The 24,782-nt window shown below is 62.0% G+C and carries 23 protein-coding genes and 1 tRNA gene; 11 read left to right on the top strand and 13 right to left on the bottom strand.

All coding sequences use genetic code 11. The features are described from left to right. Positions 1-6 precede the first annotated feature (6 nt). Positions 7-987 (bottom strand): NAD(P)H-dependent flavin oxidoreductase, encoded by a 981-nt coding sequence (locus CRO06_RS10280; protein WP_014993337.1) that lies wholly within the window; start codon positions 985-987, stop codon positions 7-9. 354 nt (positions 988-1,341) lie between these two features. On the opposite strand from CRO06_RS10280, the gene CRO06_RS10275 reads away from it, so the two are divergent. The 3 genes from CRO06_RS10275 (at position 1,342) to CRO06_RS10265 (ending at position 4,412) form a co-directional block, all read left to right on the top strand. After that, positions 1,342-2,586, top strand: coding sequence for a multifunctional CCA addition/repair protein (locus CRO06_RS10275; protein ID WP_097058423.1), 1,245 nt, complete (start codon positions 1,342-1,344; stop codon positions 2,584-2,586). Next, entirely contained in the window at positions 2,571-3,308 is a 738-nt protein-coding gene (locus CRO06_RS10270) for a pteridine reductase (protein WP_097058384.1), read from the top strand. The genes CRO06_RS10275 and CRO06_RS10270 overlap by 16 nt, the downstream gene beginning before the upstream one ends. Before the next feature lie 222 nt (positions 3,309-3,530). Further along, positions 3,531-4,412: a hypothetical protein gene (locus CRO06_RS10265; RefSeq protein ID WP_097058383.1), complete on the top strand. Its 882-nt coding sequence runs from the start codon at positions 3,531-3,533 to the stop codon at positions 4,410-4,412. Here the strand turns inward: CRO06_RS10265 and folK are convergent. Continuing rightward, on the bottom strand, positions 4,402-4,911 hold the full coding sequence (folK, locus tag CRO06_RS10260) for a 2-amino-4-hydroxy-6-hydroxymethyldihydropteridine diphosphokinase (protein ID WP_097058382.1): 510 nt from the start codon (positions 4,909-4,911) through the stop codon (positions 4,402-4,404). The genes CRO06_RS10265 and folK overlap by 11 nt on opposite strands. Continuing rightward, positions 4,911-5,267, bottom strand: a complete 357-nt coding sequence (gene folB, locus CRO06_RS10255; RefSeq protein ID WP_022994150.1) for a dihydroneopterin aldolase — start codon at positions 5,265-5,267, stop codon at positions 4,911-4,913. The genes folK and folB overlap by 1 nt, the downstream gene beginning before the upstream one ends. Before the next feature lie 152 nt (positions 5,268-5,419). Between folB and plsY the strand changes: the two genes are divergently transcribed. Further along, a complete protein-coding gene (plsY, locus tag CRO06_RS10250) occupies positions 5,420-6,025 on the top strand; it encodes a glycerol-3-phosphate 1-O-acyltransferase PlsY (RefSeq protein ID WP_097058381.1) in 606 nt (201 codons plus the stop codon). A gap of 139 nt (positions 6,026-6,164) precedes the next feature. On the opposite strand, the gene tsaD is transcribed toward plsY, so the two are convergent. Next, positions 6,165-7,202, bottom strand: a complete 1,038-nt coding sequence (tsaD, locus tag CRO06_RS10245; RefSeq protein WP_097058380.1) for a tRNA (adenosine(37)-N6)-threonylcarbamoyltransferase complex transferase subunit TsaD — start codon at positions 7,200-7,202, stop codon at positions 6,165-6,167. Between the two features lie 220 nt (positions 7,203-7,422). On the opposite strand from tsaD, the gene rpsU reads away from it, so the two are divergent. The 5 genes from rpsU (at position 7,423) to CRO06_RS10220 (ending at position 12,375) form a co-directional block, all read left to right on the top strand. Next, positions 7,423-7,638 carry a 30S ribosomal protein S21 gene (rpsU, locus tag CRO06_RS10240; protein WP_014993329.1) on the top strand — a complete coding sequence of 72 codons (216 nt, stop codon included), beginning with the start codon at positions 7,423-7,425 and terminating at the stop codon, positions 7,636-7,638. A gap of 21 nt (positions 7,639-7,659) precedes the next feature. Further along, entirely contained in the window at positions 7,660-8,109 is a 450-nt protein-coding gene (locus CRO06_RS10235) for a GatB/YqeY domain-containing protein (RefSeq protein ID WP_097058379.1), read from the top strand. 129 nt (positions 8,110-8,238) lie between these two features. After that, positions 8,239-10,158: a DNA primase gene (gene dnaG / locus CRO06_RS10230; protein ID WP_022994154.1), complete on the top strand. Its 1,920-nt coding sequence runs from the start codon at positions 8,239-8,241 to the stop codon at positions 10,156-10,158. Positions 10,159-10,252: 94 nt separating this feature from the next. Then, on the top strand, positions 10,253-12,142 hold the full coding sequence (rpoD, locus tag CRO06_RS10225) for an RNA polymerase sigma factor RpoD (protein WP_022994155.1): 1,890 nt from the start codon (positions 10,253-10,255) through the stop codon (positions 12,140-12,142). 156 nt (positions 12,143-12,298) lie between these two features. Next, positions 12,299-12,375 (top strand) — tRNA-Ile (locus tag CRO06_RS10220). A 72-nt stretch (positions 12,376-12,447) separates the two neighbouring features. Here the strand turns inward: CRO06_RS10220 and CRO06_RS10215 are convergent. The 6 genes from CRO06_RS10215 to CRO06_RS10190 form a co-directional block, all read right to left on the bottom strand. Further along, positions 12,448-13,380 (bottom strand): DUF808 domain-containing protein, encoded by a 933-nt coding sequence (locus tag CRO06_RS10215; RefSeq protein ID WP_097058378.1) that lies wholly within the window; start codon positions 13,378-13,380, stop codon positions 12,448-12,450. Positions 13,381-13,524: 144 nt separating this feature from the next. Then, a complete protein-coding gene (locus tag CRO06_RS10210) occupies positions 13,525-14,883 on the bottom strand; it encodes a hypothetical protein (protein WP_097058377.1) in 1,359 nt (452 codons plus the stop codon). Between the two features lie 46 nt (positions 14,884-14,929). Continuing rightward, positions 14,930-16,981: a TonB-dependent receptor family protein gene (locus CRO06_RS10205; protein ID WP_179746564.1), complete on the bottom strand. Its 2,052-nt coding sequence runs from the start codon at positions 16,979-16,981 to the stop codon at positions 14,930-14,932. 112 nt (positions 16,982-17,093) lie between these two features. Next, positions 17,094-17,534 (bottom strand): CopD family copper resistance protein, encoded by a 441-nt coding sequence (locus CRO06_RS10200; protein ID WP_097058375.1) that lies wholly within the window; start codon positions 17,532-17,534, stop codon positions 17,094-17,096. A gap of 110 nt (positions 17,535-17,644) precedes the next feature. Next, positions 17,645-19,567 carry a hypothetical protein gene (locus tag CRO06_RS10195; protein WP_097058374.1) on the bottom strand — a complete coding sequence of 641 codons (1,923 nt, stop codon included), beginning with the start codon at positions 19,565-19,567 and terminating at the stop codon, positions 17,645-17,647. Between the two features lie 64 nt (positions 19,568-19,631). Then, positions 19,632-20,168: a hypothetical protein gene (locus CRO06_RS10190; protein WP_097058373.1), complete on the bottom strand. Its 537-nt coding sequence runs from the start codon at positions 20,166-20,168 to the stop codon at positions 19,632-19,634. A gap of 111 nt (positions 20,169-20,279) precedes the next feature. On the opposite strand from CRO06_RS10190, the gene CRO06_RS10185 reads away from it, so the two are divergent. After that, positions 20,280-21,014 (top strand): Crp/Fnr family transcriptional regulator, encoded by a 735-nt coding sequence (locus CRO06_RS10185; RefSeq protein ID WP_097058372.1) that lies wholly within the window; start codon positions 20,280-20,282, stop codon positions 21,012-21,014. 39 nt (positions 21,015-21,053) lie between these two features. Here the strand turns inward: CRO06_RS10185 and CRO06_RS10180 are convergent, their stop codons facing one another. Continuing rightward, entirely contained in the window at positions 21,054-21,779 is a 726-nt protein-coding gene (locus CRO06_RS10180) for an SDR family oxidoreductase (protein ID WP_097058371.1), read from the bottom strand. A gap of 67 nt (positions 21,780-21,846) precedes the next feature. Continuing rightward, positions 21,847-23,037, bottom strand: a complete 1,191-nt coding sequence (locus CRO06_RS10175; RefSeq protein WP_055099707.1) for an oxygenase MpaB family protein — start codon at positions 23,035-23,037, stop codon at positions 21,847-21,849. A 108-nt stretch (positions 23,038-23,145) separates the two neighbouring features. Between CRO06_RS10175 and CRO06_RS10170 the strand changes: the two genes are divergently transcribed. Continuing rightward, a complete protein-coding gene (locus CRO06_RS10170; protein WP_063140286.1) occupies positions 23,146-23,754 on the top strand; it encodes a TetR/AcrR family transcriptional regulator in 609 nt (202 codons plus the stop codon). A 38-nt stretch (positions 23,755-23,792) separates the two neighbouring features. Here the strand turns inward: CRO06_RS10170 and CRO06_RS10165 are convergent, their stop codons facing one another. After that, positions 23,793-24,764 (bottom strand): acyl-CoA dehydrogenase family protein, encoded by a 972-nt coding sequence (locus CRO06_RS10165; RefSeq protein ID WP_026949727.1) that lies wholly within the window; start codon positions 24,762-24,764, stop codon positions 23,793-23,795. Positions 24,765-24,782 lie beyond the last annotated feature (18 nt).

Genomic DNA, 24,782 nt, shown 5'->3' with positions numbered 1-24,782 from the left:
GATCAATCAGCCTGCCAGCAGATTGTTCAGGCGATTGCGAATGGTCTCGGTGCATTCGCTCATGATCTCCTGCACCAGCTCATCGCAGGAGGGGATGCTGTGGATCAACCCCTGCACAATGCCGCTGGTCCAGATACCGTAATCCACGTCACCTTCGGTCAGCGACACCTTGCCGCGAGTACCGGCGACCATGTCGCGGATCAGTTCGAACTTCATATCCTTGCCGGCTTCACGTTCGATCTCATTGACCTTCTCCGCCACCTTGTTCTTGTAAACCCGGGCGGTGTTGCGCAGCGGACGGTACACCAGCGCGGTATCCAGTTCACTGGCTTCGACGATGGCCTTCTTGATGTTCTCGTGAATCGGCGCTTCCTTGGTGGCCATGAAGCGGGTGCCCATGTTGATGCCTTCCGCGCCCAGCGCCAGGCAAGCCGCCATCTGCGTGCCGGTACCGATACCACCGGAGGCAATCATCGGGATATCCAGCACCTTGGCCGCCGCCGGCAACAGCACCAGGTTGGGCACATCGTCCTCACCGGGGTGGCCGGCGCATTCGAAACCGTCCACGGATACCGCGGAACAACCGAGTTTCTGCGCTTTCAGGGCATGCCGCACGGAAGTGCACTTGTGGATCACGCTGACGCCGTTCTCATTGAACTGAGCCATGAAGGGCTCCGGGCTGCGGCCAGCGGTTTCCACCACTTTGATGCCGGCCTCAATGATCACTCGCACGTATTCCTCATAGGGAACCGGCTTGATGGTCGGCAGCAGGGTCAGGTTGACGCCGAACGGCTTGTCGGTCATCTCCTTGCAACGGCGGATTTCCTTGTCCAGGTCTTCCGGGGTCGGCTGAGTCAGGCCGGTGATAATGCCGAGAGCACCCGCGTTGGAAACGGCGGAAGCCAGCTCCGCATAACCAACATTCTGCATACCCCCTTGAACGATGGGGTACTCGATGCCCAGCATCTCGGTAATACGTGTTTTCATGAAACTATCTCTCCCGTTAAGCCAGGGGCGGTCGGACAAAGCATCGGCCGGTGACGCCGTGATGACGGATGGCACGCTGGTGTCCACATGCCCGAATCAGGCAATGATCCGAATCAAATAACGACGAAGCACTAAACCATGGCCCCAGGCCCGGTTCAATGGTGATAAACGCCATGTAGATTGTCATTTCCCGTCATCGCCGGCCAGATTCGCAACCCAGGATCAGAGCAGGGACACCCGCAGACCAGAAAATAACCGTTCGCGTCGATTTCGACCGCATTCCTTGCCCCGGCGGTTTTCCGGCCAGACCAGACATGACATTCTAATGTTTACCTGGAAGCGATAGCGAACATGATGGATATCTATCTTGTCGGCGGTGCGGTCCGCGACGAATTGCTCGGACTGCCGGTCAAGGAGAAAGATTGGGTGGTGGTGGACGGCACCCCCGATACTCTTTTGGCACAAGGCTACAAACCCGTGGGTAATGACTTCCCGGTGTTCCTGCATCCGCGGACCGGCGAGGAGTACGCTCTCGCCCGTACAGAACGCAAGCATGGCCACGGCCACGGCGGTTTTCTCTTCCACACCGCCGAGGATGTGACGCTGGAAGACGACCTGAAACGCCGGGATCTGACCATCAACGCCATGGCCAGGGCCGCTGATGGCCGCTTGATCGACCCCTATAACGGTCAAAACGATCTCAAGGAGCGGCTGCTGCGCCATGTGTCCCCCGCCTTCGCCGAGGACCCGCTGCGGGTTCTGCGGGTGGCCCGTTTCGCCGCCCGCTATCACTGGCTCGGCTTTCGCGTGGCCCGCGAGACCATGGATCTGATGACCGACATCGTGCTGGCGGGCGAGCTGCAGCATCTCAGTCCGGAACGGGTCTGGAAGGAAACCAGCCGGGCACTGATGGAACGCTCACCGCAAACGTTCTTCCGCATCCTGCATGAATGCGGCGCACTGGCGGAGTTGTTTCCGGAACTGGCCAACCTGGACGGCATCCCTCAGTCTCCGGACCATCACCCCACCGTCGATGTGCTTACCCACCAATGGCGCTGTCTGGCCCAGGCGGCCCGGCAGAACCTGTCCCTGACCGGCCGCTACGCCCTGCTCTGCCATGACCTCGGCAAGGCCAGTACTCCGCCGGACCGCTGGCCGCGCCATCAAAATTACGAAAGGCAGAGCGAAACGCTGGCACTGGAGATGTCCAAGCGGTTGCGGGTTCCCAGGGAAATGGCCGACGCCGCCGCCGTCATGGCGCGCTGGCAGAACCGTGGACGTCGCGTCCTCAAGTTGCGCCCGCCGCGAGTGTGGGAAGTCCTGCACGCCCTGGATGTGATCCGCCGTCCCCGCCGGTTGCGCTTCTTCGTCGACGCCTGCGAGGCGGATTACCGCACCTGCCAGGCCGATCCCAAAGCGCCCTTCCCGCAGGGCGAATTCCTGCTCGGCGTCGCTGAAGTGGTCCGTACCGTGGACGTGGCGGGGCTGCGTCAGGCCGGTCTGTCCGGCCCGGCGCTCGGCCGCGCCCTGGAAAGCAAACGCATTCGCGCCATCCGCCTTTACCGACAGGAGTTCGTGGAAAAATGGCCGCTCCCGTAGCCCTGGTCACCGGCGCCGCGCGCCGCATCGGCGCTCGCATTGCCCGTCGCCTGCACCAATCGGGCTACGATGTGATCGTTCACTATCACCACAGCGAAGAACAAGCGCGAACCTTGGTGGAAGACCTCAACCGGCAGCGCCACGACAGCGCGGCCTGCCTGTACGCGGACCTGGTGGTGCCCGGCCAGGTGCGGCAACTGGCCGCCGAGGCACTGGCTCTGAAGCCCGGCCTGCGGTTGCTGGTGAACAACGCCTCCCGGTTCTATCGCACGCCTTTACATCAGGCCAGCGATGAGGACTGGGACCAACTGATGCACAGCAACCTGCGGGCGCCGTTTCTGCTCAGCCAGGCACTGGCCGCGACCCTGAAACAGCATCACGGCGCCATCGTTAATCTGGTGGATGTTTATGCCGAGAAGCCACTGCGAGAGCATCCGCTGTACTGCATGGCCAAGGCCGGACTGGCAATGATGACCCGCAGCCTGGCCCGGGAACTCGGCCCTGAAGTACGCGTCAACGGCGTGGCGCCCGGGCCAATATTGTGGCCAGAACAAGGCCAGGAATCCCAACAGGTGATCCTCGACGCCTTGCCGCTGGGCCGCGCCGGCGACCCGGATGACATCGCCAACACGGTGGCCTGGCTCGCCGATCACGCCCCCTACATTACCGGACAGATCATCGCCGTGGACGGCGGTCGCTCCCAGTCCTTTCCCGGAGCCTGAGGCAGGCCGTTCAGGGGATTGGCACTGACGTCCTTTACCGCTATGGTTGATAACCAAGACCGCAGCGACGGGCGATGGCCGTGGGGCCGACCGTCACAACATCAACAACGCGGTTGATCCTGTCGACTCAGGGATGGAGTCCAGCGTAGGCCAGCCTTGTCTTACCGTTCCATCCCCCAACCGGGCCGACAACGCCTTATTTCGGTTTAGAGGGATACTCGCATGTCACTTTTCACTATCGGCTCCACCCGTGCGCGGGCGCTGACGCCTGTCTTACTCGCCTCTGCCCTTGCCGCCTGTGGCGGCGGTGGTTCCTCCGGCTCGGGAGGTGGTCAAGAGCCCTTCGTCAGCCTGAATAACGAGAATACAGGCCCGCTGCTCTATCTCGCCCTGGAGGGCAGCCTGGGAATGGTGCCGGTGCAGATGCATGCCATTATGCTCCCCGATTTAGAGGGGGAGTGCACCCAAGGCTCTATCACCGTGGTTTACGGTACCAACGACATTCCCACCAGCGCCACCGCCAATAATTGCACCCTTAGTGGCGAAAACACCGACCCTGTGACCCTGGCGGGCACCGTCCGCTACGACTTTGAAGGTGATTCCACTTTGGAAGTCGACACCAGCGGTTTCAACTTGGTAGCGGGGAATCCTGTAGAGGCCAACATCCTGATCAGTGGAGAATTCGACTACGTTATGGACGCCGTCGATCATTTCGCTGATACGGATCTTCAGATAGATGCTCAGGGCCCCAGCCAGAGTGGCGAAGGCAAATACAACGCTAACTGGCACGTGGAGGATCTTAAAACCACCTGGGACTACTCGTCTGAAAATGTCACCTATACGGTAGAAGGGACGCTCCTGGTGAACGGTAGAAGCGAGAAAGTCAGCATCACCACCGCAGAGCCGCTAACAAGAAACCTGGACCAGGAATTCTGCCCCGAATCCGGCGAGATCCGACTGCGCGGCGCCAACAACACGCACGCCGAGGTTTTGGTGGAGCACCGGGACGGTATCGTCGTGACCATCAATGGTGTCGCCACCAATTACACTTGCGAGCAGTTCGAAGCTTATATGATCGAAGCGGAGAACTCCTTCATTCAGTGATATCGCCATCGGGCCAGCGGAACGGCACTTGCCAGAGCCGCTGTCCCTTGAAGTCGGTTTCCGCCAGCAACTCCCGGTAGCGGCGCCCATTCCCCGGGTGCCGCGTCTCCGGCGCCAGATCCGCCAGCGGACGCAGTACGAAAGCGTGCTTCAGAATTTCCCCGCGCGGCAGCTTGACGCCATCCACCTCGCCAACCGCATCGTCGTAAGTGAGGATGTCGATATCCAGGGTGCGGCTGGCGAACTTCTTCTCGCCGCGAACCCGGCCGTGACCGCGCTCGATATCATGCAGCGCCCCGGCCAGTTCCCCCACTGACAGCTCCGTATGCAGAGCCACCACCAAATTGAAGAACGGGCTGCCCTTGAAGCCCACTGCCTCGCTTTCATACACCGGGCTCAGCCTCAGCTCGCCGAACCGCTCCGCCAGCGCATCGAGACCGGAATGAATATTGTGTTGCCGGTCGATGTTGGAGCCGAGACTGAGAAACACCTCCGCCATCAGGAACGCTCCCCGCGCTCAATGATCACGCCAACGTCACGGGCACCGCGCAGGGCACCGGGTTTGCTCAGCCGCAATCGCAGCCAGGGCACGTTGAACTCCTCCAATACCAGCGCCGCCACCCGTTCCGCCAGGGTTTCCACCAGCTGGAATTCACTCTCCTCGATAAAGGCGATCAGGCGCTTGCTGATACTTTTGTAGTCCAGGGCATCGTCGATGTGGTCGGTGGCGGCGCCCTTGCTGATATCCGCGGCCATCTCCAGATCCAGGCTGACGGTCTGACGGATACGCCGCTCCCAGTCGAAAATGCCGATCACCGTATCGACTTTCAAATCATTGATATAAACGATGTCCATGCTGTTCCTCGGTCCGGCCGCGCGCGGGCCTGATACGCGGTTAGGTTTGGCCGCGCCACTCCCGGGAGCCTGAACCCGGGGTGACGCGCGACAAGCGGCTTGTGTGTACAATGTCCAGCCTGTTGATTCGGGGATTATAGCCGGTGGTTGCCATGGCATTACAGGAAAGCTGGGGTTGGTTGCTGTCTTTATGCGCGGTGGCGTATCTGCTGGGCTCGATTTCCAGCGCCATCCTGGTCTGCCGTCTGTTCGGCCATCCGGACCCGCGCACCCAGGGTTCCAGCAATCCCGGCGCCACCAATGTGCTGCGCATCGCCGGCAAACCGGCGGCGGCGCTGACCCTGCTCGGCGATGTGCTCAAAGGCGTGCTGCCCGTCCTGGCGGCGACGGCCCTGGGGCTCTCCCCATTTGCCGTGGCACTGGTCGGTTTCTGCGCCTTCCTCGGCCACTTGTTCCCGGTGTTCTTCCAATTCAAGGGCGGCAAGGGCGTGGCCACCGCCTTTGGCGTGCTGTTTCCGCTGCACTGGCCCAGCGGTCTGGTGGCCGGCGCGGTGTGGCTGGTGGTATTCGGGATGCTGCGCATTTCCTCGGTGGCGTCGCTGAGCGCCTTCGTCGCGGCCCCCATCTGCCTGTGGTTCTGGCTGCCCGGCGCCGCGCTGCCGATGGCCGCCCTGACCCTGATCATGATCGTGCGTCACCGCGCCAACCTGACCAAACTGCTGCGCGGCGAGGAACTGGGGTTCAGGAAGAAAGACTAGGGGCCCGCTTACACGGCAATTCGCTGCCAAGGCAGCTTCCCACGGAGAAGGGCTACGGAGCTGCCGTGGGAAGCTGGCTTGCCAGCGAATAGGGGACAGCAAGGGCCCTCTTCATACAAGGAAAGGACCGCGATCGTTCTCAATGAGAAGGCACCCTCGCCAGTTCCGACAGCGGCCAACGCGCCCGCACGCTCACGCCCAGCCCTTCCTGACGCTCGCCGGCGGCCAGCCGCAAAGCCCCCGCGTAAGCAATCATGGCACCGTTATCCGTGCAATACGCCAGCCCGGGGTAATACACCTTCACCCCCAGCTTGCCCATGGCCCGCGCCAGCCGCTCGCGCAACATGCCATTGGCACTGACGCCACCGGCCACCACCAGGCGCTTGGCGCCCGTGGCCTGCATGGCCCGGCGGCACTTGATCACCAGGGTGTCCACCACCGCTTCCTGGAACGCCAGGGCCACATCGGCGCGGTCCTGGTCATTCAGCGCGGTGGCGCCCCCCAGATCGTGAATGGTGTTGAGCGTGAAGGTCTTGAGGCCGGAGAAGCTCATATCCAGGCCGGGCCGATCGGTCATCGGCCGAGGAAAACGAAAGCGCCCCACCCGTCCCTGCTCCGCCAGACGGCTGATCGCCGGACCGCCGGGGTAACCCAGCCCCATCATCTTCGCCGCCTTGTCGAAGGCTTCACCGGCGGCGTCATCCACGGATTCACCCAAAGGGACGTATTCGCCCAGGGCGCGGGCTTCCAGCAGCAGTGAGTGCCCACCACTGACCAGCAGCGCGACAAAAGGAAAGTCCGGGGCGTCGTCTTCCAGCAGCGGCGCCAGCAGGTGCCCTTCCATATGGTGTACCGGTAACGCCGGCACGCCCCAGCCGTAGGCCAGAGCGCGAGCCACGCCGGCGCCCACCAGCAGGGCCCCGGCCAGCCCCGGCCCGGCGGTGTAGGCGACGCCGTCCAATTCCCGGGCGCCAATGCCGGCGTCGGACAGGACCTGGCGCAGCAGCGGCAACAAGCGCCGTACATGGTCGCGGCTGGCCAACTCCGGCACCACACCGCCATAGACCGCGTGCATGTCGATCTGACTGAACAGGGCCTGGCTCAACAGGCCCCGTTCGGTGTCGTACACGGCCACGCCGGTCTCGTCGCAACTGGTTTCGATGCCCAAAACGCGCATTTAGCCACCTCAAAAAGCGGAATCCGGCCAGCGGCGCACCCGCTGGCGAGGGCCGGCATGATAGCCCGGCGCGCCGCCATTTGCATTTACCTGCCGGTCACGGGTAGAATTCGCGCCCTGCCGCCTGGGTGGCCGTCCCCATGACGTTTGCCCCCGAGGGACCACCTGAGCCCGTGGCGGAACCCACACAACTCAACACTTTTTAGGTAGGTGATACTTCATGCCTCAGGTGAAAGTAAAAGAAGGCGAACCCTTCGACGTGGCCCTGCGCCGCTTCAAGCGCTCCTGTGAAAAAGCCGGTGTTCTGTCCGAAGTCCGCCGTCGCGAGAACTACGAGAAGCCGACTCAGGAACGCAAGCGTAAGCGCGCCGCCGCGGTCAAGCGTCACCTGAAGAAGCTGCAACGCGAGCAGCTCGCCCGTAAGCGTCTGTACTAAGACCGTTTCCGGTCTTTGACCATGAGCGCGATCAAAGCACAGCTCGCCGGCGCCACCAAAGACGCCATGCGCGCCAAAGACAAGGCGCGCCTGGGTGTTCTGCGTATGGCCATGGCGGCGCTGAAGCAAATCGAGGTGGACGAGCGCATCGAAGTGGATGACGCCCGCGCCCTCGCCGTGCTCGATAAACTGGTCAAGCAGCGCAAGGATTCCGCCGGTCAGTACCGTGACGCCAACCGTCCGGAACTGGCCGAGGTGGAAGAAGCGGAAATTCTGATCCTCCAGGAATTCCTGCCCCAGCCCCTGAACGATGCCGAAATCGAGGCGTTGATCGACGAGGCCATCACCAGTACCGGCGCCGCCGGCATGGGTGATATGGGCAAGGTCATGGGCTTGCTCAAGCCCAAACTGCAGGGCCGGGCCGATATCGGCGCGGTCAGCGGCAAGGTCAAAGCCAGGCTCACTGGCTGATTCCGGACCCGGCACGCGGTTCCCGCCCATCCCCGGCGGCGCCCCCATCAGCCGTTGAGTGCCGGCCTCCACCACTCTCTCATTAGCCGGACTTGCCATCAGCCCGGGTGAGTCGGAATATTGCTTCCCATGGCCGGTTTGATTCCCGAACATTTTATTCAGGATCTTCTCGCGCGAATCGATATCGTGCCGCTGATCGACGCCCGTGTGCCGCTGAAGAAAACCGGACGCAACTATTCCGCGTGCTGCCCGTTCCACCAGGAGAAGACGCCGTCGTTCACGGTGTCCCCGGACAAGCAATTCTATTACTGCTTCGGCTGTGGCGCTTCCGGCGATGCGCTGCGCTTCGTCATGGAGTACGACCATCTCTCCTTCCCCGAGGCGGTGGAGCAACTGGCCGGCCGCGCCGGTGTCGACATCCCGCGCGAGGAGCATCACGACAGTCGTGAGGAGAAAGCACGCCGGAGCCGGTTGCAAACCCTGTACGATTTGCTCGCACGGGCGGAGCGCTACTACCGTCAGCAATTAAAAAGCGCCCCGGATCGGCAAAAAGCAGTGGCTTACCTGAAAGGCCGGGGACTCAGCGGCGAGATCGCCGCCCAATACGGTCTGGGCTTCGCCCCGCCCGGCTTTGACAATCTGATGACCGGGCTGTCGCTGGACCAGGCCGGGCTGGAGCAAGCCCTCACTGCCGGCCTGTTGGTGCGGCGCGAGGACACCGGCCGGGTTTACGACAAGTTCCGTGACCGGATCCAGTTCCCGATCCGGGACGCCCGCGGTCGCACCATCGGTTTCGGCGGCCGGGTGCTCGGCGACGGCAAACCCAAATACCTGAACAGCCCGGAAACCCCGGTGTTCCACAAAGGCCGGGAACTGTACGGGCTATGGGAATGGCGCCGCAGCCGCGACCGCAGTGATCGTCTTTACGTGGTGGAGGGTTACATGGATGTGATCGCCCTGGCTCAGCACGGGGTGCCCAACGTGGTGGCGACCCTCGGCACCGCCACCAGCCCGGAGCACTGCCAGACCCTGTTCCGGCAAGTGAACGAGGTGGTGTTCTGTTTCGACGGTGACAACGCCGGCAGACGCGCCGCCTGGCGGGCTCTGGAATCCGCCCTGCCGTCCCTGGACGACGGCAAGCAGGCGCGCTTCCTGTTCCTGCCCGACGGCGAGGACCCGGACACCCTGGTGCGTGCCCAGGGGCCGGAAACCCTGCTGGCGCTCACCGAGAAGGCGGACACCCTGTCCAGCTATCTGTTCCGGCACCTGTCCGAGGGGCTGGACCTCAACACCGTGGACGGCCGGGCGCGGCTGGCGCGGCTGGCGCTCCCTTACCTGAGCAAGCCCTCGGGGCCGTTCTACCGGGTGCTGCTGGAGGAGGAACTGGCGCGGCTGACACGGCTGGAACGCTCCTCTCTGGAGCGGCTGCGCCAGGAAGCGCCGGCGGAACCCGCGCCTCGGCCAGCCCCGGCATCCAGGCCGGCGGCACCGCCGCAGCGGGCCGTCCGCCATACCGACCATGCGGAGCAACCGGATTGGGACGACGCACCGCCGCCGGACTTCCCGCCGGCCATGGCGGATGAACCGGACCCTGTCCCGGACCGCCCGCGGTTGGGATCGCGCGCGCGCCAGCCCGGCCTGGGCCTGGTGGAACGGCTGGTCCTGCTGCTGCTCTCCCACCCCCAGGTGGTGCGCGACCGCCCTCTTCCCGAAGGGGTCGAGGAACTGGATCTGGCGCGGGTCGATCTGCTGCTGCAGGTGGCCGGCGCGGTACGCGAGCACGCCACCCCGGCGGCGGCGCTGGGCGCCATCATGGCACTGGAACAAGGCGAGTCCCTGTCCCGTCTGCTGCGTGAGGCGCTGAAGCCAACCATGGATGACGATACCGCGCGGCGGTACTGGGACGATGCCCTGCATCGCCTGCATACTCTTGCATTGGAACAGACTTTGAAAACCGAGGAAGCCCGCCCCAATCCAGACCTGGCGCGGCTTTCAGAGCTTCACCGCGCACTCGCCAGAGCGCGTGCCGGACACCAGGCTGAACCATAGCGGGGGTCTTGTGATTACTGGCTCAACCCCCCATATCAGCGTATAATACGCCGTTTTCCCAGGACCACGGCTCTTCCAACTACGGGCATTTCGCATGACGACTCAAAAGCAGCAACAGCAGTCACAGCTGAAGCAGTTGATCGCGCTGGGCAAGGAACAGGGCTACCTGACCTACGCCGAAGTGAACGACCACCTGCCCGAGTCCATCACCGACACGGACCAGGTGGAAGACATCATCCAGATGATCAACGACATGGGCATCACCGTGGTGGAAAAAGCCACCGATGCCGATGAGATCATGATGGGTGAAGGCGCCGACAGCACCGACGAGGTTGCTGCCGAGGAAGCCGCCGCCGTACTCGCCTCCGTGGAGAGCGAGCCGGGCCGCACCACTGATCCCGTGCGGATGTACATGCGCGAAATGGGCACCGTGGAGCTGCTCACCCGGGAAGGCGAAATCGAGATCGCCAAGCGCATCGAGGAAGGCACCCGTGAAGTCATGCATGCCCTGGCCTTCTGGCCCGGCGCGGTGGAGATGGTGCTGGATGAATATGACCGTATCCTGTCCGAGGAGCGCAAGCTGACCGACGTGATCGCCGGTTACCTGGATCCGGACGACGACGGCGCCGCCGCCACCAACGCCAACAAAGAGCCGCGCTTCAACCAGAAGAAGCAGGCCGAGGCCGCGGAAAAGGATAAGGACGACGACGAAGACGACGACAGCACCGACAGCGACGACGACGGCGAAGAGGATGAAGGCGGCCTGGATCCGGCTCTGGCGGCGGAACGTTTCGGCGAACTGAAGAAGCGCTACGAAAAAGCTGAACGGGCGCTCAAGCGCAACGGCCGCGACCACGCCAGCAGCGCCAAGGCGCTGGAAGCGCTGGCCGAGCACTTCACCCTGTTCAAGCTGGTACCGCGCATCTACGACCAGCTGCTGCAAGGCGCCCGTACTCACCTGGATATCGTGCGCAAGTTCGAGCGCCAGATCATGGCGCTGGCGATCCGCCGTGCCGGCGTGCCGCGCAAGGATTTCGTACAGCAATTCCCGGGTAACGAGACCAACCTGGAGTGGGTCGCCGCCCACGCCAAGACCAAAAAGGCCAAGGACTACTCCGAGCGCCTGCTGGCGGTGGCGGAAGACATTCAGCGCAACCAGCGCAAGATCATCACCGTGGAAGAAGTCATCGGCCTGCCGGTGGCGGACATCAAGGAAATCAACCGCCGCATTTCCATCGGCGAAGCCAAGGCCCGCCGCGCCAAGAAGGAAATGGTCGAAGCCAACCTGCGGTTGGTGATCTCCATCGCCAAGAAGTACACCAACCGTGGCCTGCAGTTCCTGGATCTGATCCAGGAAGGCAACATCGGCCTGATGAAGGCCGTGGACAAGTTCGAATATCGCCGCGGCTACAAGTTCTCCACCTACGCCACCTGGTGGATCCGGCAGGCCATCACCCGCTCCATCGCGGACCAGGCGCGCACCATCCGTATCCCGGTGCACATGATAGAGACGATCAACAAGATCAATCGGGTACAGCGCCAGATGCTGCAGGAAATGGGCCGCGAGCCGACTCCGGAAGAACTGGGCCAGCGCCTGGAAATGCCGGAAGACAAGGTGCGCAAGGTGCTGAAGATCGCCAAGGAGCCGATCTCCATGGAAACCCCGATCGGCGACGACGAGGATTCCAGCCTGGGCGATTTCATCGAGGACGGCAACGTGGACTCCCCGGTGGATTCCGCCACCTCCCTGGGTCTGGAGGAAGCCACCCGGGAAGTGCTGGCCAACCTCACCGCCCGGGAAGCGAAAGTGCTGCGCATGCGCTTCGGCATCGACATGAACACCGACCACACCCTGGAAGAAGTCGGCAAGCAGTTCGACGTCACCCGGGAGCGGATCCGGCAGATCGAAGCCAAGGCTCTGCGCAAGCTGCGCCACCCCTCTCGCAGCGAGCACCTGCGCAGTTTCCTGGACGCGGACATGTAACTCGTTATATAACTACCGGCCCGGACGGCAAGCGCCATCCGGGCCTTGTTTTTTCGGGGAAAAACCAAGACACAAAGGACACCGGCATCTCGCCACCGAGACCGCCGGCCGGGGCAGGATACCTCCTCCCGCTGTTGCACATCCTCCGAGTTCCAAGGGCCTATAGCTCAATTGGTTAGAGCAGCGGACTCATAATCCGTTGGTTCCAGGTTCAAGTCCTGGTGGGCCCACCATTTCCATCCATGAAACCCCTAAGGCTTTTCTGTCCTGGAGCGGCCAATCAAGCCCTGAGCCCGGCGGGAAGCCTAGTGGGTCTGTGCCTCACTCTTGCCTCGCAAGCGCCCCACCAGATTCACCACCGCCAGCACGATGAGGCCGGCGATCAATCCACCGATCAGATTCACCAGCACCGGTATCGCCCAGGACACTGCCCCGGCCAGTTCGCCAAGGTGATGCACCCAGTCGTGGGAACCCGGAATACCATGAACCAGAATGCCACCACCCACCAGGAACATGGCGATGGTACCCAGCACCGACAAGGTTTTCATCAGCCACGGGGCCAAGGTCAGCAATCCCCGGCCGAGAGCAATGCGGGCCGGAGCGGCGAAACGGTCCTCGGGAGTTTTCATCAGCAACAGGCCCGCGTCGTCCAGCTTGACGATCCCGGCCACCAACGCGTACACCCCGATGGTCAGCAGCAAGGCGAGGGTACTGAGAGAAATCACCTGCACCCCGAAACTGGCGCTTTGCATGGCACCGAGGGAGATTACGATGATTTCGGCGGAGAGGATGAAGTCGGTACGAATGGCACCTTTGATTTTTTTCTTCTCGAAGGCGACCAGATCCACCTTGGCATCCTGTAACGCCTGGAGCCGTTCTTCCCGGTTGTGCTCGTCCTCACTATGCAGGAACTTGTGCAGGACTTTCTCGGCGCCTTCATAGCACAGGTAAGCCCCACCGATCATCAACAGCACGGTGATCGCCCAGGGTGCGAAGGCGCTGATCAGCAGCGCCGCCGGCACCAGAATCACTTTGTTGAGCAGGGATCCTTTGGCCACCGCCCAGACCACCGGCAATTCCCGATTGGCGCGCACGCCGGATACCTGTTCGGCGTTCAAGGCCAGGTCATCCCCCAGCACACCGGCGGTCTTCTTCGCCGCCACCTTGGTCATCAGGGATACGTCGTCGAGCAACGTGGCGATGTCATCGATCAGCGCCAGCAAACTGGTTCCGGCCATACTTCTCTCCTTGGGGCGGGCCGCCCGATGGCGCCGCGGCAAAGACAAGAAAGTACACGTGACCATGGGGATTCGGCAAATTCCCCTGTTTCCCATCCGTGTCACCGGGCAGCGCCGGGCAGGCAACGGCGCGGATCGGCTTTATCAGGTGACCACGCGCCCGCGCCTGAATGCCGCCAGGAGAGCCAGCAATGCCAGAGTAGCCGCACCTATACCGCCCCCATTGCCCGAGCTCTCCTGGTGACTTCCCAGGGTGTTCTCCACCGGCGCCACGCCGAAGGCCAGGACACCGGCCTCCGGGTTCAGATCCCAGGGGCCATTGTCATGCAATCGGATCTCCAGCGCATGATCGCTCAGTCGTCGATATGCATCGGACGCCATTAATCGATAGCGTTCGTTGCCGTCGATGACTTGAGAGGCGTACAGAAGAAGACGCGAAGACTCCGGCAGCGGTGCCTGGAAGGTAACACGCACCGTCACCGGCTCGCTTGTCATGGCGCTTGCCTGCAAATCGAACCGAATGAATCCGTATTGGTATTCCAGCCCGGCGTCACCGCGCGTGGTATCGGGAATGGAGGAATCTCCGTCCGGGTCCGTGGCCAGGGACATATAGCCGGTGGTGACGCCGGCAAAGCGCCAAGGCTCGCCCACGGCGGCCTCGGCGGTGGTGCCGGACAAGGCGTCTCCAGTCACCTGCCGCCCAGGGATACCGTCGAGCAGCGCCACACCGGCTGCCAACCGGGGATCCAGAGCCGCCGCGCCAGGCTCCAGGGCGTCGATGAGACCATCCGCATCCGTGTCCACCGGGTTCTCCGGGTCCTCCCCCAGTTCCTCCGCATCGGGCAAGCCATCACCGTCGGTATCCGCGTTATCGGCATCCGGGTTGAGCCCCAGCTGTTCCTTCAACTGGTCACTGATGCCATCACCTCCGCTGCTGCTGCCTTCCAGGCGCGCGTAACCTTCGAAGTCGGGCTGCACGGTCATCGGAAAAACACCCGTGATCTGAGTCCCCGGAATACCGTCGAGTACGCCCGCCGGCTCATCATCCACGGTGATGATCAAGATACGATTGGGGTTATCCGGGTCCTCGGTGATCTCGAACCGGGTGCTGGTATCGGCACGGGGATTACCGACATTCGGGTTGTAGATCTGAAAGCCGTGATAAACCGTGTACGTACCATCCAGATTATCGGTGAACCCGGCGGTAAAGCGATCATCCCCTTGCCCCTGATTACCGATGGATTGGACCTCGTAATCGAATCCCACGGTCAGGGTGGTGCCGCGAATCAGCACCCACCCCTCATCGAAGTTCCAGCTCCAGTCCGCATTTTGGATGCCTTTGCCCAGCACCAGCTCACTGCCGGCCTGGCAAGCTCCGGGACAACCTCGCATGGTGAGCAGGTGCTGACCATGATAGACACCGGTCAGGCCGGGAGTCCCGGCCATAGCCGCGCCGCAGATGATCAACAGCGGAGCACTCATCAAAGCAGTCTTCAATTTCATATCACCCCCTTCCTCGTTCCATATCGGGGGCTGCCGTGGCGCCCCTTCACCATCGGTAAGTTACTCCGGCGTAACCGTGAAATTCCGCGCCGGGCACGAAGGTCGGAGCGGTCAGGCTGGACTCGGGATCTTCCGCCGACAGCCCGCGGACTACGTAGGCCGTCTGCCAGGTCTCGTTGGTGAGATTGCGCAGATCCAGGAACCACTCCCAAGATGGCGTCGGACGATATGACAAAGCGGCCCCGAGCAGCAGATAGCTGTCCTGCTTCAGTCCCGCGTTGTAGTGATCGACATGGGTGTCTTGCGGCTGCCAACGGGCGGACAGTGTCAGGCCAAGCCGCCGCGACCAGTGATATCCCAATTCAGCGGTCACCAGGTGAACCGGAATGCCGGCGATCCGCTTACCGTCATACCGCCCGCCATGGAAACGGAAGTCGCTGTAGTTGTAGACCCCACGCACGGAGAGCCAGTCTCCGGAGCGGAACAGTCCACGCCCGCTTCGGGCGCTCACCGCCAGTTCAACACCCTGATGCACCGTATCGTGATCGTAGTTCACCGTGGTGCCGTCAATGGCGAAGTTCTGAACTTCCGCGATCAGCTCATCCTTGACCCGCGAATAAAAGTACGCCCCTTCCCAGGCGAAGGAGCCGGCAATCCGCCGGGCGCCCACTTCAAAGGTGTTCGCCATCTGCATTTCGAGGGGCTTGGTCATCAGATACAGGCTCGCCGGCGACGCCGGCACCGACCCCGGCCCCAGGTCCACCAATTGCCAAAAGGTGGGAGCTTCCGAACTCCGGCTCACATTGGCGTAGTAATGCGTGCCGGCGAAAGGCGAATAAATCAGTCCGAGCTTTGGATTGAGAGCGCGATAGGTCAGCTCGCTGTCGAGCAGACCAGGGGCTCTCTCATCATCGACATTCCGTTGGTGCCACGCATACTGAAACGCGGCCACTGCCTGCCACCGTCGGGACAGGGGATAATTGACCTGCGCTCCTCCGACCACGTTGCTGGCCCGCAAATCGAGATCGGCGAAGCGCCTCTCCAGACTGCCGTCGTCGGGATGCACCAGATAGTATTCCCTGGGCATGGCGCCAGAGTTGGCGGACAGGAATACCTGATAGCGAGCCTCCGTTCCATCCGTATTGGGAACAAACACTTCCGTCCCGTAATCCAGACCGAAATTGCCCGCCTCGGTATTGGCTTGCCAGGCCGGATTCTTGAACCGGTCCCGTATTGACTCAGCGTACAACCCCAGACTGTGGGAAGCCTGTTCCGTGTACCAGATGGTTTTGTTGGCCAGTCTGGTCTGCCGGGTGTCCCGTTCCGGCTGGCGCACCCGGACGTTGAGAAAATCCTCTGTGCTTTTATTGTCCGGATCAGCGTAGTCCCCCATCACCGAGTCTGGATCGGACAAGGCCCTGTCCTTGGTAAGCAGAAAGGGGATGTCGAAACGGTTATCCGCCAGATTCAGATAGGTTCGGTTGATCCAGTTCCCGCCCCGGTATCCGAAGTTGGCAACGAAGGTGTTCCTTTGCGCGCCACTGTGGCTTCGCCAACCGTCGGATGCCTGATACCCGGCGCGTATGTAGCCATCCCATTGCTCTTTTTTTTCAGCCAGGGCGACACTGCCCCGCCAGGTGTTCCAGGATCCCCCTTCCAGAGAGACCGAGGACGGACTGTTTCGTGCCGTGCGCATATTGAAATCAATGGCGCCGCCGAGAGTGGTACCACCATATCGGAGCGCGTTGGCGCCACGGTACACGGAGATCAGGCTGGTTTGCTCGGGATCAATCAGGCCGATAATAAAGGAACCGTCCGCCTGATTGATCGGCAGACCGTCGTAAAGAATCTGGATGCCACGACTGACCGGATTATCCTGAATGCCTGATCCACGGATATTCAGTCTTGGCTGATCATTGCCGCCGAAGAACTCCTGGATGATGATCCCCGGCTCAAAATCCAGCACCCTGGCCAGAGTAGCCTGGCTACCCTCCTTCTCTCCGGGATCGATCAGGTTGGTCGCACCGGGCACGTCATCGAGCCGGCGTTGCAGTTCCCGCTTTTCATGCACCGCTTCGTTACCGGCTTCGACCGTCACCGGATCCAGACGGTTAGGCTCCGCCGCCAGAACGGTTGTGGCAACGAGCAGGCAACACGACAAACAACGCCGGATCATCGGCTCGCCTCCCACGGAGGGCAAGGCGGATCGATCAGGTCAGGTAGAACATGGCCTTGGCCAACACCACAATCAGCACCATGTGGATGAAAACACTGTAGTGGGTAATCTTGAAGCGCAGGGAGCTCATACTCCCACAGACGGAGGCCCGGATGGCGGTAATGAAATGCACCAGGACACTCAGCGCGAGCACAATCTTCACCGTCAGGAGTGTGGAAAAAACGCTGGAAAATGGAGGATACCAGCCAGCCCAATACACCCTCACCAGTAATCCGATCCCGGTGAGGAAGAGCAGCCCCACCACATAGGGCATGATCTTTCGCGCTCTTCGGTGAATGCCCTCCTCCACCAGCGTCATCATACCGGCGGGCAGATACCGACGGATGTTCTCCAGAAAGATCACCTCGAACGCCACGATGCCGATAAAGAAGATCGCGCAGAACAGGTGCAGCGTGATCAGTACTCCGTATTCCAATTCGATTCTCTCTCATTAAACGGTTGCAAAGCCGAATCATTGCTCACCAACTCCCGGAACCTCAATGACATTTGTCATGGTGATAAGGGACGCCAGGCGTCCCACGGCACCTATCTCTTGCGGCGGATGAGCAAGACTGAAATCAACCCCAGCAATCCCAGGGGGAGAGTGCCGCCACCCCCGGAACCGGAGCCACCACCGGCGCCGTCATTACCATCACCATCGCCGCCGCCATCTCCGCCTCCGTCCCCGTCCCCGCCGGAATCTTCTGGCTCGGTGGTGGCGAGCACCAGGTTGACCAGTCGCCCGCCGTCCTCGTAGGGGTAATCGTCCGGTAGCGCGACGATGTCCTGGTCTTCATCAATGGGTGAAAACATATGGGTGGAAACCGTGAACCGCACGCTCTGTTCGTCAAGCCGGGTATACGGCACCTCCACCGCCAGGCTGGCCCAGATGGTCGGTGCCAGAATTTCCTCTCCGTTGATCACCTCGGAGGTACTGTTGAGCACGCGCCGGACGGTGAACAACCGGAGCCCTTCCGGGATCCCCCCGGCGAATTCCAGCTGCATGGGTGGCGCATCGGGAAGCAGGCGATACACCACCGTGCCGTCGGACAGCTCTTCGCCCAGCTTGACGTAGTCGACAATACCCGCTTCATCCAGGAACCCTTCAAAGTCATTTTCGAAGGCTTCGCCGAAAAGTCCGGTTCCCTGCGCACGCCACGCGCTGATTCCGGCTTCGAACGCGGGCCGGGCCAGTTCCATACTGGCGGCATGGTTGTCCATCAGCGTCTTCTTGCGCGCCAGCAACGTCTGTTGCTGCTCGGTCGGTTGATCCCCGAGACTGTCCCTATACGCCTCGTAGTCAGCCTTGCGGAACAACCAGTCTTTCTTGGCGGTGAGATATTCCCCCGCATACGGCTCGATGAATTCCTTGTTCCACCGGTCCCAATCGGTATCCCTGGCGGTGGTGGCAAACTGAATCTGGCCCAGATGGTAGCTCAGCTCCGCGCCGTCTCCGGCAATAAGGGGCAAGGACTCGCCCACCGAGCCGGGTTCAAAATAACGGGTGTCGATGCCGGTGACGGTATTGCCCAATTGAAAGCGGTTTCCCCTGCTGTTGGTCAACGTCACCAAGCGCCCGTCAAGCAGCTGTATGCCGGCAGCCACGGAATCATCCGCCGCGCCGTTGGCGCCTTCGATCAAATCGGCGATACCGTCGTTGTCGGCATCGATCGGCATGGTGACGATGTCACCGCGCCTGGCAACGTCCAGAACGGTATCGACGGCTACGCCATAGGCCTGTGCCTGGGCATCGGTCACGCCATCGCCGTTACTGTCCGCACCATCGTCCGGGTACATCACCGCGCTTTCGAACTGGGGAGAGACCCGGAAGGGAAACACCGCGTTGGGTTGCCCCTCGAACATGGCCGGCAACCAGCGCCCCGGAATCCTGTCACCATCAGGCCCATCAAGAGTGGTGATCGAAAGCCTGCCATCATCGGCTTCCTGTATCTCGAAATCCGTGGTGATCACGCCGAGAGGGTAGCCGGCGAAATCAAGGAAGATCTGTAAGGCGAATTGCGCGGTGTATGTACCGTCGCCATTGTCCATGAAAGTGCCGGTCACCTCGGATGGATCAGGCGTCTTTTCCGGAAAGAGCTGCCCATCGATTCGCTCCCGACCCGGGCTGAACAACTGGAACGGCGGCGAGGCCGTCTGCAAGGCATATATCCACCCTCCTCCGAGAGTGATCGTTTTGTTGTCAAAGTCCCACTGCCAATACTGCGTGGAACGACTGCCCCCAAGCCGGTTGTAGTAAGTGCTGTTATCGTACGGGCTGGTCAACAACTGGTTGATCGGCGCCCGCGGAATCTCCGCCGGTAAGGTAATGGGACTGTTCATATGCAGGGAATAACGACCGATATAGGTACCGTTCAGCCCCGTGGTCCCGGCCAGGCCGAGAGCGCTTTGCAATGCAAGGATGACGGCGGCAACGCGCGCGACCATTCTCAATCTGGTATCAGCTTTCATGGGAGCAATCCTGATGTTTACGGTGGCGGGCACGCCTGGCATGCCCGCCTTCGCCGGTTGCCTGTCAGTAAGCGGAGCCGGTCAGTTCAATGGACAAATTAGCCGGGAATGGCGAGGCCGGAAGGTTGTGCCCGATGACCCCGTCGCCATCGGAATCGATGGTATCGATGATCAGAACACCACCGCTGTCGGTGATCTCCAGCGTGATCCCGGTATCCTTGTTGGGGTTGCCAAACAGCGGATTGAACACCTTGAAGTTGTAATTGAACGAATAGGTACCATCGCCGTTATCGGTAAACGGAATCGTCGTGCTCCCGGAGCTGATATCGGTCAAGGCGTAATTGAAAATGCCGGATATGCCCAGAAAGCTGGCGTTCACCTGGCCGTTGGTGATGGTCATTTCCGCGTTATCAAAATCCCAGTCCCAGTCGTAATAAGCCAGGCCGGTGGCGCAAATGGTGTTGTCGTCGGTGGTCCTGACCTGAATCAGATAATCACCATAGTAGGCGCCGGTCAGTCCGGGGGTTCCGGCCATCGCGCCGGCGCCCAGTTGCAGCGTGAAGATCCCCAGAATCGTGGCAATGCTAAGAAGCGGTTTCATGGCATTTCTCCGAAGATGAAAGGTCGTTCCTTGCTCCTGAAGACAGGAGAGCCTATCATCTGATAATCATTCTCAAACAAAAATGACTTTTATCAGTTCGGTGGGTGGGCCGTGTCCGTAATCGAAGCACTGAGCAAGACCGCCCTGTTTTCCGGGGTGGCATTACCGGCCTTGCGGGTCATCACGCGGGGCGCGCATTCCATATCCGTGCCGTGCGGTGGACATTTGTTTGCGTCAGGTGATGAGGCACACGCATTCTTCCTGGTAAAGACGGGAATCGTTCGCCTTTACCGTGCCGGCCTGGACGGTGAGGACAAGGTCTACCAGGTCTTGGGGGAGGGGGATTTGATCGCCGAAACCGCCATGTTTTCCAACCCCTGCGTCTACCCGCTCTCCGCCCAGGCGGAGAGCGACTGCGATCTTTACCGGTTACAAAAAGAAGGTCTCGTCGAACTGGCCACCAACGATTCCCGCTTTGCTCTCTATCTGCTGGAGCAGATGTCGGGCCGGTTGTATCAGGCGGTCAATCGCTTCGATCATTTGACCGTGACCAATGCCAGCCAACGATTGGTGATGTACCTCCTTGACTTGATCCAGGAACAAAAAAGCCATTGGCTGACCCTGCCGGTCAGCGTCAAGGTTCTGGCCAGGCAATTGAACATGTCCCCGGAAACGCTTTCCAGATTGCTGGCCCGCTTCCGGGAAAGCGATATGATCAGCGGCCGGGGCCGCAAGTGGGTTATCTCCGATGCCGCCGGCCTCTGCCGGGTCACCAACCTTCCGCTACCGGATTCCATGTCCTCCATGGCGGGCGGCCAGTTTTTTCGCTGCTGCAACTTCGGCTAGGGGGGGGCTCCCGCACGCCCTGTCCGGACTGACGCCATGTCAGGAAAACGCCGCCCGTCCCACCGAGGCGCCGCCGTCCACGAACAGGGTCTGGCCGGTGATGTAGCCGCTATGCTCGCCGAGCAGAAATTCGATGGCGGCGGCGATTTCGTCCGGCTGGCCGAGCCGGTCCATGGGGACACCGGACAGATAGCGCGCTTCACCTTCACTTCCGGGCGGGTTGTTTTCGCGAAACAGTTCGGTTTCCGTCGGGCCCGGTGCCACCGAATTGACGGTGATACCGGTTTTCGCCAGTTCCAGCGCCCAGGTGCGGGTGAAATTGACCAGAGCGGATTTGGCGGAGGCGTAAGCGGTGCGCCCCGGCATACCCAGCACGGTCAGGCTGGAGATATTAACCACACGCCCCCAGCCGCGCTGGCGCATCCCCGGCAATACCGCCTGGGTGGCCTGGATGCTCGGGTGCAGATTCAGCGCCAGCACGCTGTCGAAGGTATCCAGATCGATCTCGCCCAACGGCTGCGGACGCACCGCGCCCACATTGTTGACCACGCCGTCGAAGTCAAAACGGTTGGCCAGATCCGCCAGCACTTCCTCCGTGCTGGCGCGATCGCTCAGGTCCGCGGAGATCAAAGTGCCGGGGAAGTCCCCCTGGCCAGCGCTACGGGCCAGGCCCACCACGCCGTGGCCGGCGGCGGCCAGCCGCTGGGCCAGGGCACGGCCGATGCCCTTGCTGGCACCGGTAATCAGAAAGGTTCTTGTTGTCATGAGGTTCTCCCGATAGGACAAGGCCCCAAGTGTGCCGTGTCCGACCGGATCGGGACAACGCTCTTGATCAGCTTTCCCGCAACGTGCCCACCGCCGCTTTCTGGAAGGCACGGCCGCGTTGCTGCAGCCGTTCCCGCAGCCCGGGCAGAAAACGGTGACTGCTGTAATAGGTGAAGCGCGGAGCAATGGTCATTAGCGGGAACCAGGGCAGGATATGCTCCGGCAGACCGAGCTGGCGCATCTTTTCCTTGCCGAGGAAATAGCGGCTGGTGCTCAGATGCATGTGATAGCGCAGCCGCCGGCGCACGCTCTGAAGACGGGGAAAACGATGCGCCAGAGGCTCCCGGGCCAGCGCCCGCGCCAGTTCCGGGGTGGTCCAGTCCGGCTGGCTCTGGGTCATCAAAGTATGATGCAAACGCAACGCGCCCTCTTTTTCGGTATCCACCAGCCACTGCTCCTGCACGCCCATCAGCCAGCAGGCGTAGCGCCACAGGTGCATGACCGCCCGAGACTCCCTGGGCGTCACCGGGATCCCAAGCAAGCGCAAACCATTGAGCATGACCACCGAAAATCCCAGATAGGTCGCCACCATATCCACCTGGCTCAGCGGCAATCCCCAGCGCTCATGATCCCAGTCCTCACGCCGGTCCAGATCCCGACGCACCAGAGCATGCACCAGGCGTACCTGCAAGGTGGCGCGATAGCCCGCGGCCAGCGGCTCCAGACCGCCGACCTCGGTGCAATCGATCCACCAGTGACCGGTACGTGCCACCCGACGTCCGGTACCTTCGGTAAGCGCCCCGGTAAGCACCAGCGACTGATTGAACCCGGACAGCAGATAGCCCCCCATCAGCGCCAGATCACGGAGCACGAAGGTGGCGCCCTCCCCGGTGCCATGGATGAAGCGGGCGCCCAGCTCAAGCAGCTCCGGATTCACCCAGTCCGGCCTGGTTTCCACCCGCCGGAAGAAGCGCACCAACGGCTCGGGGGCATCCGTCAGGCTGTCCACGCCTTGCTTCAGTGCCTGCTGGAACAACTTGTGGCCACGGCCTCGGCCATACTCTTCCATCCACGCCACCAGTTCATCCATGGCCGGATCACCTACCCACAGGCCGTCCAGAGCCGCCTGGAACTCCTCCCGGCTCGGCGCCAGATCGCGCCCCAACCATAACCGCAACCACAGTGGCGTGCGGCCCTGGGTCTTTTCAAACGGGCGGGCCCGGGTCGGAGCCGGGCGGGGAGTAACGGACGCGTCCATGGTGGATCTCCTGCGGGCGATGGCCTCTTGTATTACTCCGAACCATAATGCGAATATGTATTCGCATTCAATTCGCGTTTGGGCCCACCCTGGCCTTGAAGGAGTGTCATGCGTAAACAACCCAGACAGCGGCGCTCCCGGCGGATGGTGGACGCCCTCATCGACGCCACCGCCCAATGCATCACCCAATACGGCGTGGACGGCACCACCACCCCGCGCATCGCCGAATGCGCCGGCGTCAGCGTCGGTTCCCTGTATCAGTATTTCAGCGACAAGGACGCTTTGTTCGAGGCCCTCGGAGAGAAACTGGCCCACGATGTGGCGCGGGCGCTCAAACGCCTGCCGCTGCCGGAATCCGCCAACCTGCATGATCTGGTGGGCGGCGCCATCCGTTTCGGCTTCGACATGCTCAACTCCCGGGAGGGGTTGTTTCTGGAGCTGATCCGCAACTGGCACCGGCTGCCCACGGCCCGCGTGGCGGATGTGCTACAGGGGCACTTCCTGGAGCTGGCGCGGCTGTATTTCATCAAGCATCACCAGAAGTACCCGATCGAGGATCTGCAGGTGCGCATGTTCATCGTCGCCAACAGCACCTTGTTCACCATGGTGCGACAGGTCAGTCAGGACGAAGGGCTGCTACGGCAGGAAGACGTGGCCGAGGGGCTCACCAACATGATCGTCGGCTATCTCGGCGGTGAGACAGGCCCGTCCCGGTAGCATGGCTGGCACGGGCCCTGATTGAGGACAACCCGGGGTCAGGACAAGGTGGCGAGCTGTTCCCAGGCCCGTTGGACCCGCAGCTCCCGTGGTTTGGAGGCGATCTGGAATAACGGCTGGTCTCGCAGCCAGCGCCGCAATGCCGGGTCCCCGTTGTCACTGCCGCGCCACTGATCGGTCACCCTGCCATACAGGGCCTGCCCCTGACCGAGCAGGCCGGCGAGCGCCACGTGGGTCGCCGGGCTGCCGGCATCCACGCTGGCCAGACTGCCCAGCGAAAACAAATTGGCGGCCAGAGCTTCGATGAGCGGATCCGGCCAGCCGCGATAGCGGGCTTCGCGCAACAGATAGGCGTGCGTGGCGATGGCGATGAAGGTGTCTTCCACGGTGCGGAACGGCTTGACGTAGTCGCTGTAACCGTCGCCGGGCAGTACCGCCTCTCGCGGCACCCGTACATTGTCGAAGGCCGCCGCCTGATGGGGCACCTCCGGCACGAATTCCAGCGGCGTCTTCTCCGAGAAGTAAATCCCTTCGGAAGACGCCGGCACCGCCACTACTTTCAACGCCGGCCTGGCTTCCGGTTCATGGCCGTTGATGCGGGCCACCACCAGAAACACATCCGCCACCGGCCCCAGCGTGGTCCAGCTCTTCTCACCACTGACGGTGACCGTGCCATCGCCGTTGTCGGTTACCTGGGTACGAATATCCCGGGGACGGTTACCGCTGCTTTCCGTGGCGCACAGCGCCATCGTCCACTCGTTCTCCAGCAATTGGGGCCGGAAGGGAGTCAACAACCGGCGCAGCGCCGCCTGGTACCCGCCAGCGAAGGCCCAGGCAAGGCGATCGGAGAGAAAGCCACCACTGACCGCCAGCGCCACCGGCGACAAACCCTCGGCTGCCTGGGCCCGCCATTCCGGCGCCCAATCCTCGGCGGTTTCCAAAGCGTCCACGTCCGCCCGGGAACTCAGCGCGAAACGCAGGGCGTCCATTAAATCGGATTGATCAGACATGTGCTCTCCCTCCCTCGG

It is taken from the genome of Alloalcanivorax xenomutans, assembly GCF_900217905.1.
Taxonomy (GTDB): Bacteria; Pseudomonadota; Gammaproteobacteria; order Pseudomonadales; family Alcanivoracaceae; genus Alloalcanivorax; species Alloalcanivorax xenomutans.
The sequence above is the reverse complement of the archived record's forward strand: the minus strand, read 5'-3'. Positions and strand labels throughout refer to the sequence as shown.

Bases quoted from the DNA above. Each gene is read 5' to 3' on its own strand.
- rpoD (WP_022994155.1), top strand. From the start codon at position 10,253: ATGACGACTCAAAAGCAGCAACAGCAGTCACAGCTGAAGCAGTTGATC.
- folK (WP_097058382.1), bottom strand. From the start codon at position 4,911: ATGGCGGAGGTGTTTCTCAGTCTCGGCTCCAACATCGACCGGCAACAC.
- plsY (WP_097058381.1), top strand. From the start codon at position 5,420: ATGGCATTACAGGAAAGCTGGGGTTGGTTGCTGTCTTTATGCGCGGTG.
- CRO06_RS10180 (WP_097058371.1), bottom strand. From the start codon at position 21,779: ATGACAACAAGAACCTTTCTGATTACCGGTGCCAGCAAGGGCATCGGC.
- CRO06_RS10195 (WP_097058374.1), bottom strand. From the start codon at position 19,567: ATGAAAGCTGATACCAGATTGAGAATGGTCGCGCGCGTTGCCGCCGTC.
- CRO06_RS10280 (WP_014993337.1), bottom strand. From the start codon at position 987: ATGAAAACACGTATTACCGAGATGCTGGGCATCGAGTACCCCATCGTT.
- tsaD (WP_097058380.1), bottom strand. From the start codon at position 7,202: ATGCGCGTTTTGGGCATCGAAACCAGTTGCGACGAGACCGGCGTGGCC.
- CRO06_RS10270 (WP_097058384.1), top strand. From the start codon at position 2,571: ATGGCCGCTCCCGTAGCCCTGGTCACCGGCGCCGCGCGCCGCATCGGC.
- rpsU (WP_014993329.1), top strand. From the start codon at position 7,423: ATGCCTCAGGTGAAAGTAAAAGAAGGCGAACCCTTCGACGTGGCCCTG.
- folB (WP_022994150.1), bottom strand. From the start codon at position 5,267: ATGGACATCGTTTATATCAATGATTTGAAAGTCGATACGGTGATCGGC.
- CRO06_RS10265 (WP_097058383.1), top strand. From the start codon at position 3,531: ATGTCACTTTTCACTATCGGCTCCACCCGTGCGCGGGCGCTGACGCCT.
- CRO06_RS10175 (WP_055099707.1), bottom strand. From the start codon at position 23,037: ATGGACGCGTCCGTTACTCCCCGCCCGGCTCCGACCCGGGCCCGCCCG.
- CRO06_RS10170 (WP_063140286.1), top strand. From the start codon at position 23,146: ATGCGTAAACAACCCAGACAGCGGCGCTCCCGGCGGATGGTGGACGCC.
- CRO06_RS10210 (WP_097058377.1), bottom strand. From the start codon at position 14,883: ATGAAATTGAAGACTGCTTTGATGAGTGCTCCGCTGTTGATCATCTGC.
- CRO06_RS10190 (WP_097058373.1), bottom strand. From the start codon at position 20,168: ATGAAACCGCTTCTTAGCATTGCCACGATTCTGGGGATCTTCACGCTG.
- CRO06_RS10275 (WP_097058423.1), top strand. From the start codon at position 1,342: ATGGATATCTATCTTGTCGGCGGTGCGGTCCGCGACGAATTGCTCGGA.
- CRO06_RS10215 (WP_097058378.1), bottom strand. From the start codon at position 13,380: ATGGCCGGAACCAGTTTGCTGGCGCTGATCGATGACATCGCCACGTTG.
- CRO06_RS10235 (WP_097058379.1), top strand. From the start codon at position 7,660: ATGAGCGCGATCAAAGCACAGCTCGCCGGCGCCACCAAAGACGCCATG.
- dnaG (WP_022994154.1), top strand. From the start codon at position 8,239: ATGGCCGGTTTGATTCCCGAACATTTTATTCAGGATCTTCTCGCGCGA.
- CRO06_RS10165 (WP_026949727.1), bottom strand. From the start codon at position 24,764: ATGTCTGATCAATCCGATTTAATGGACGCCCTGCGTTTCGCGCTGAGT.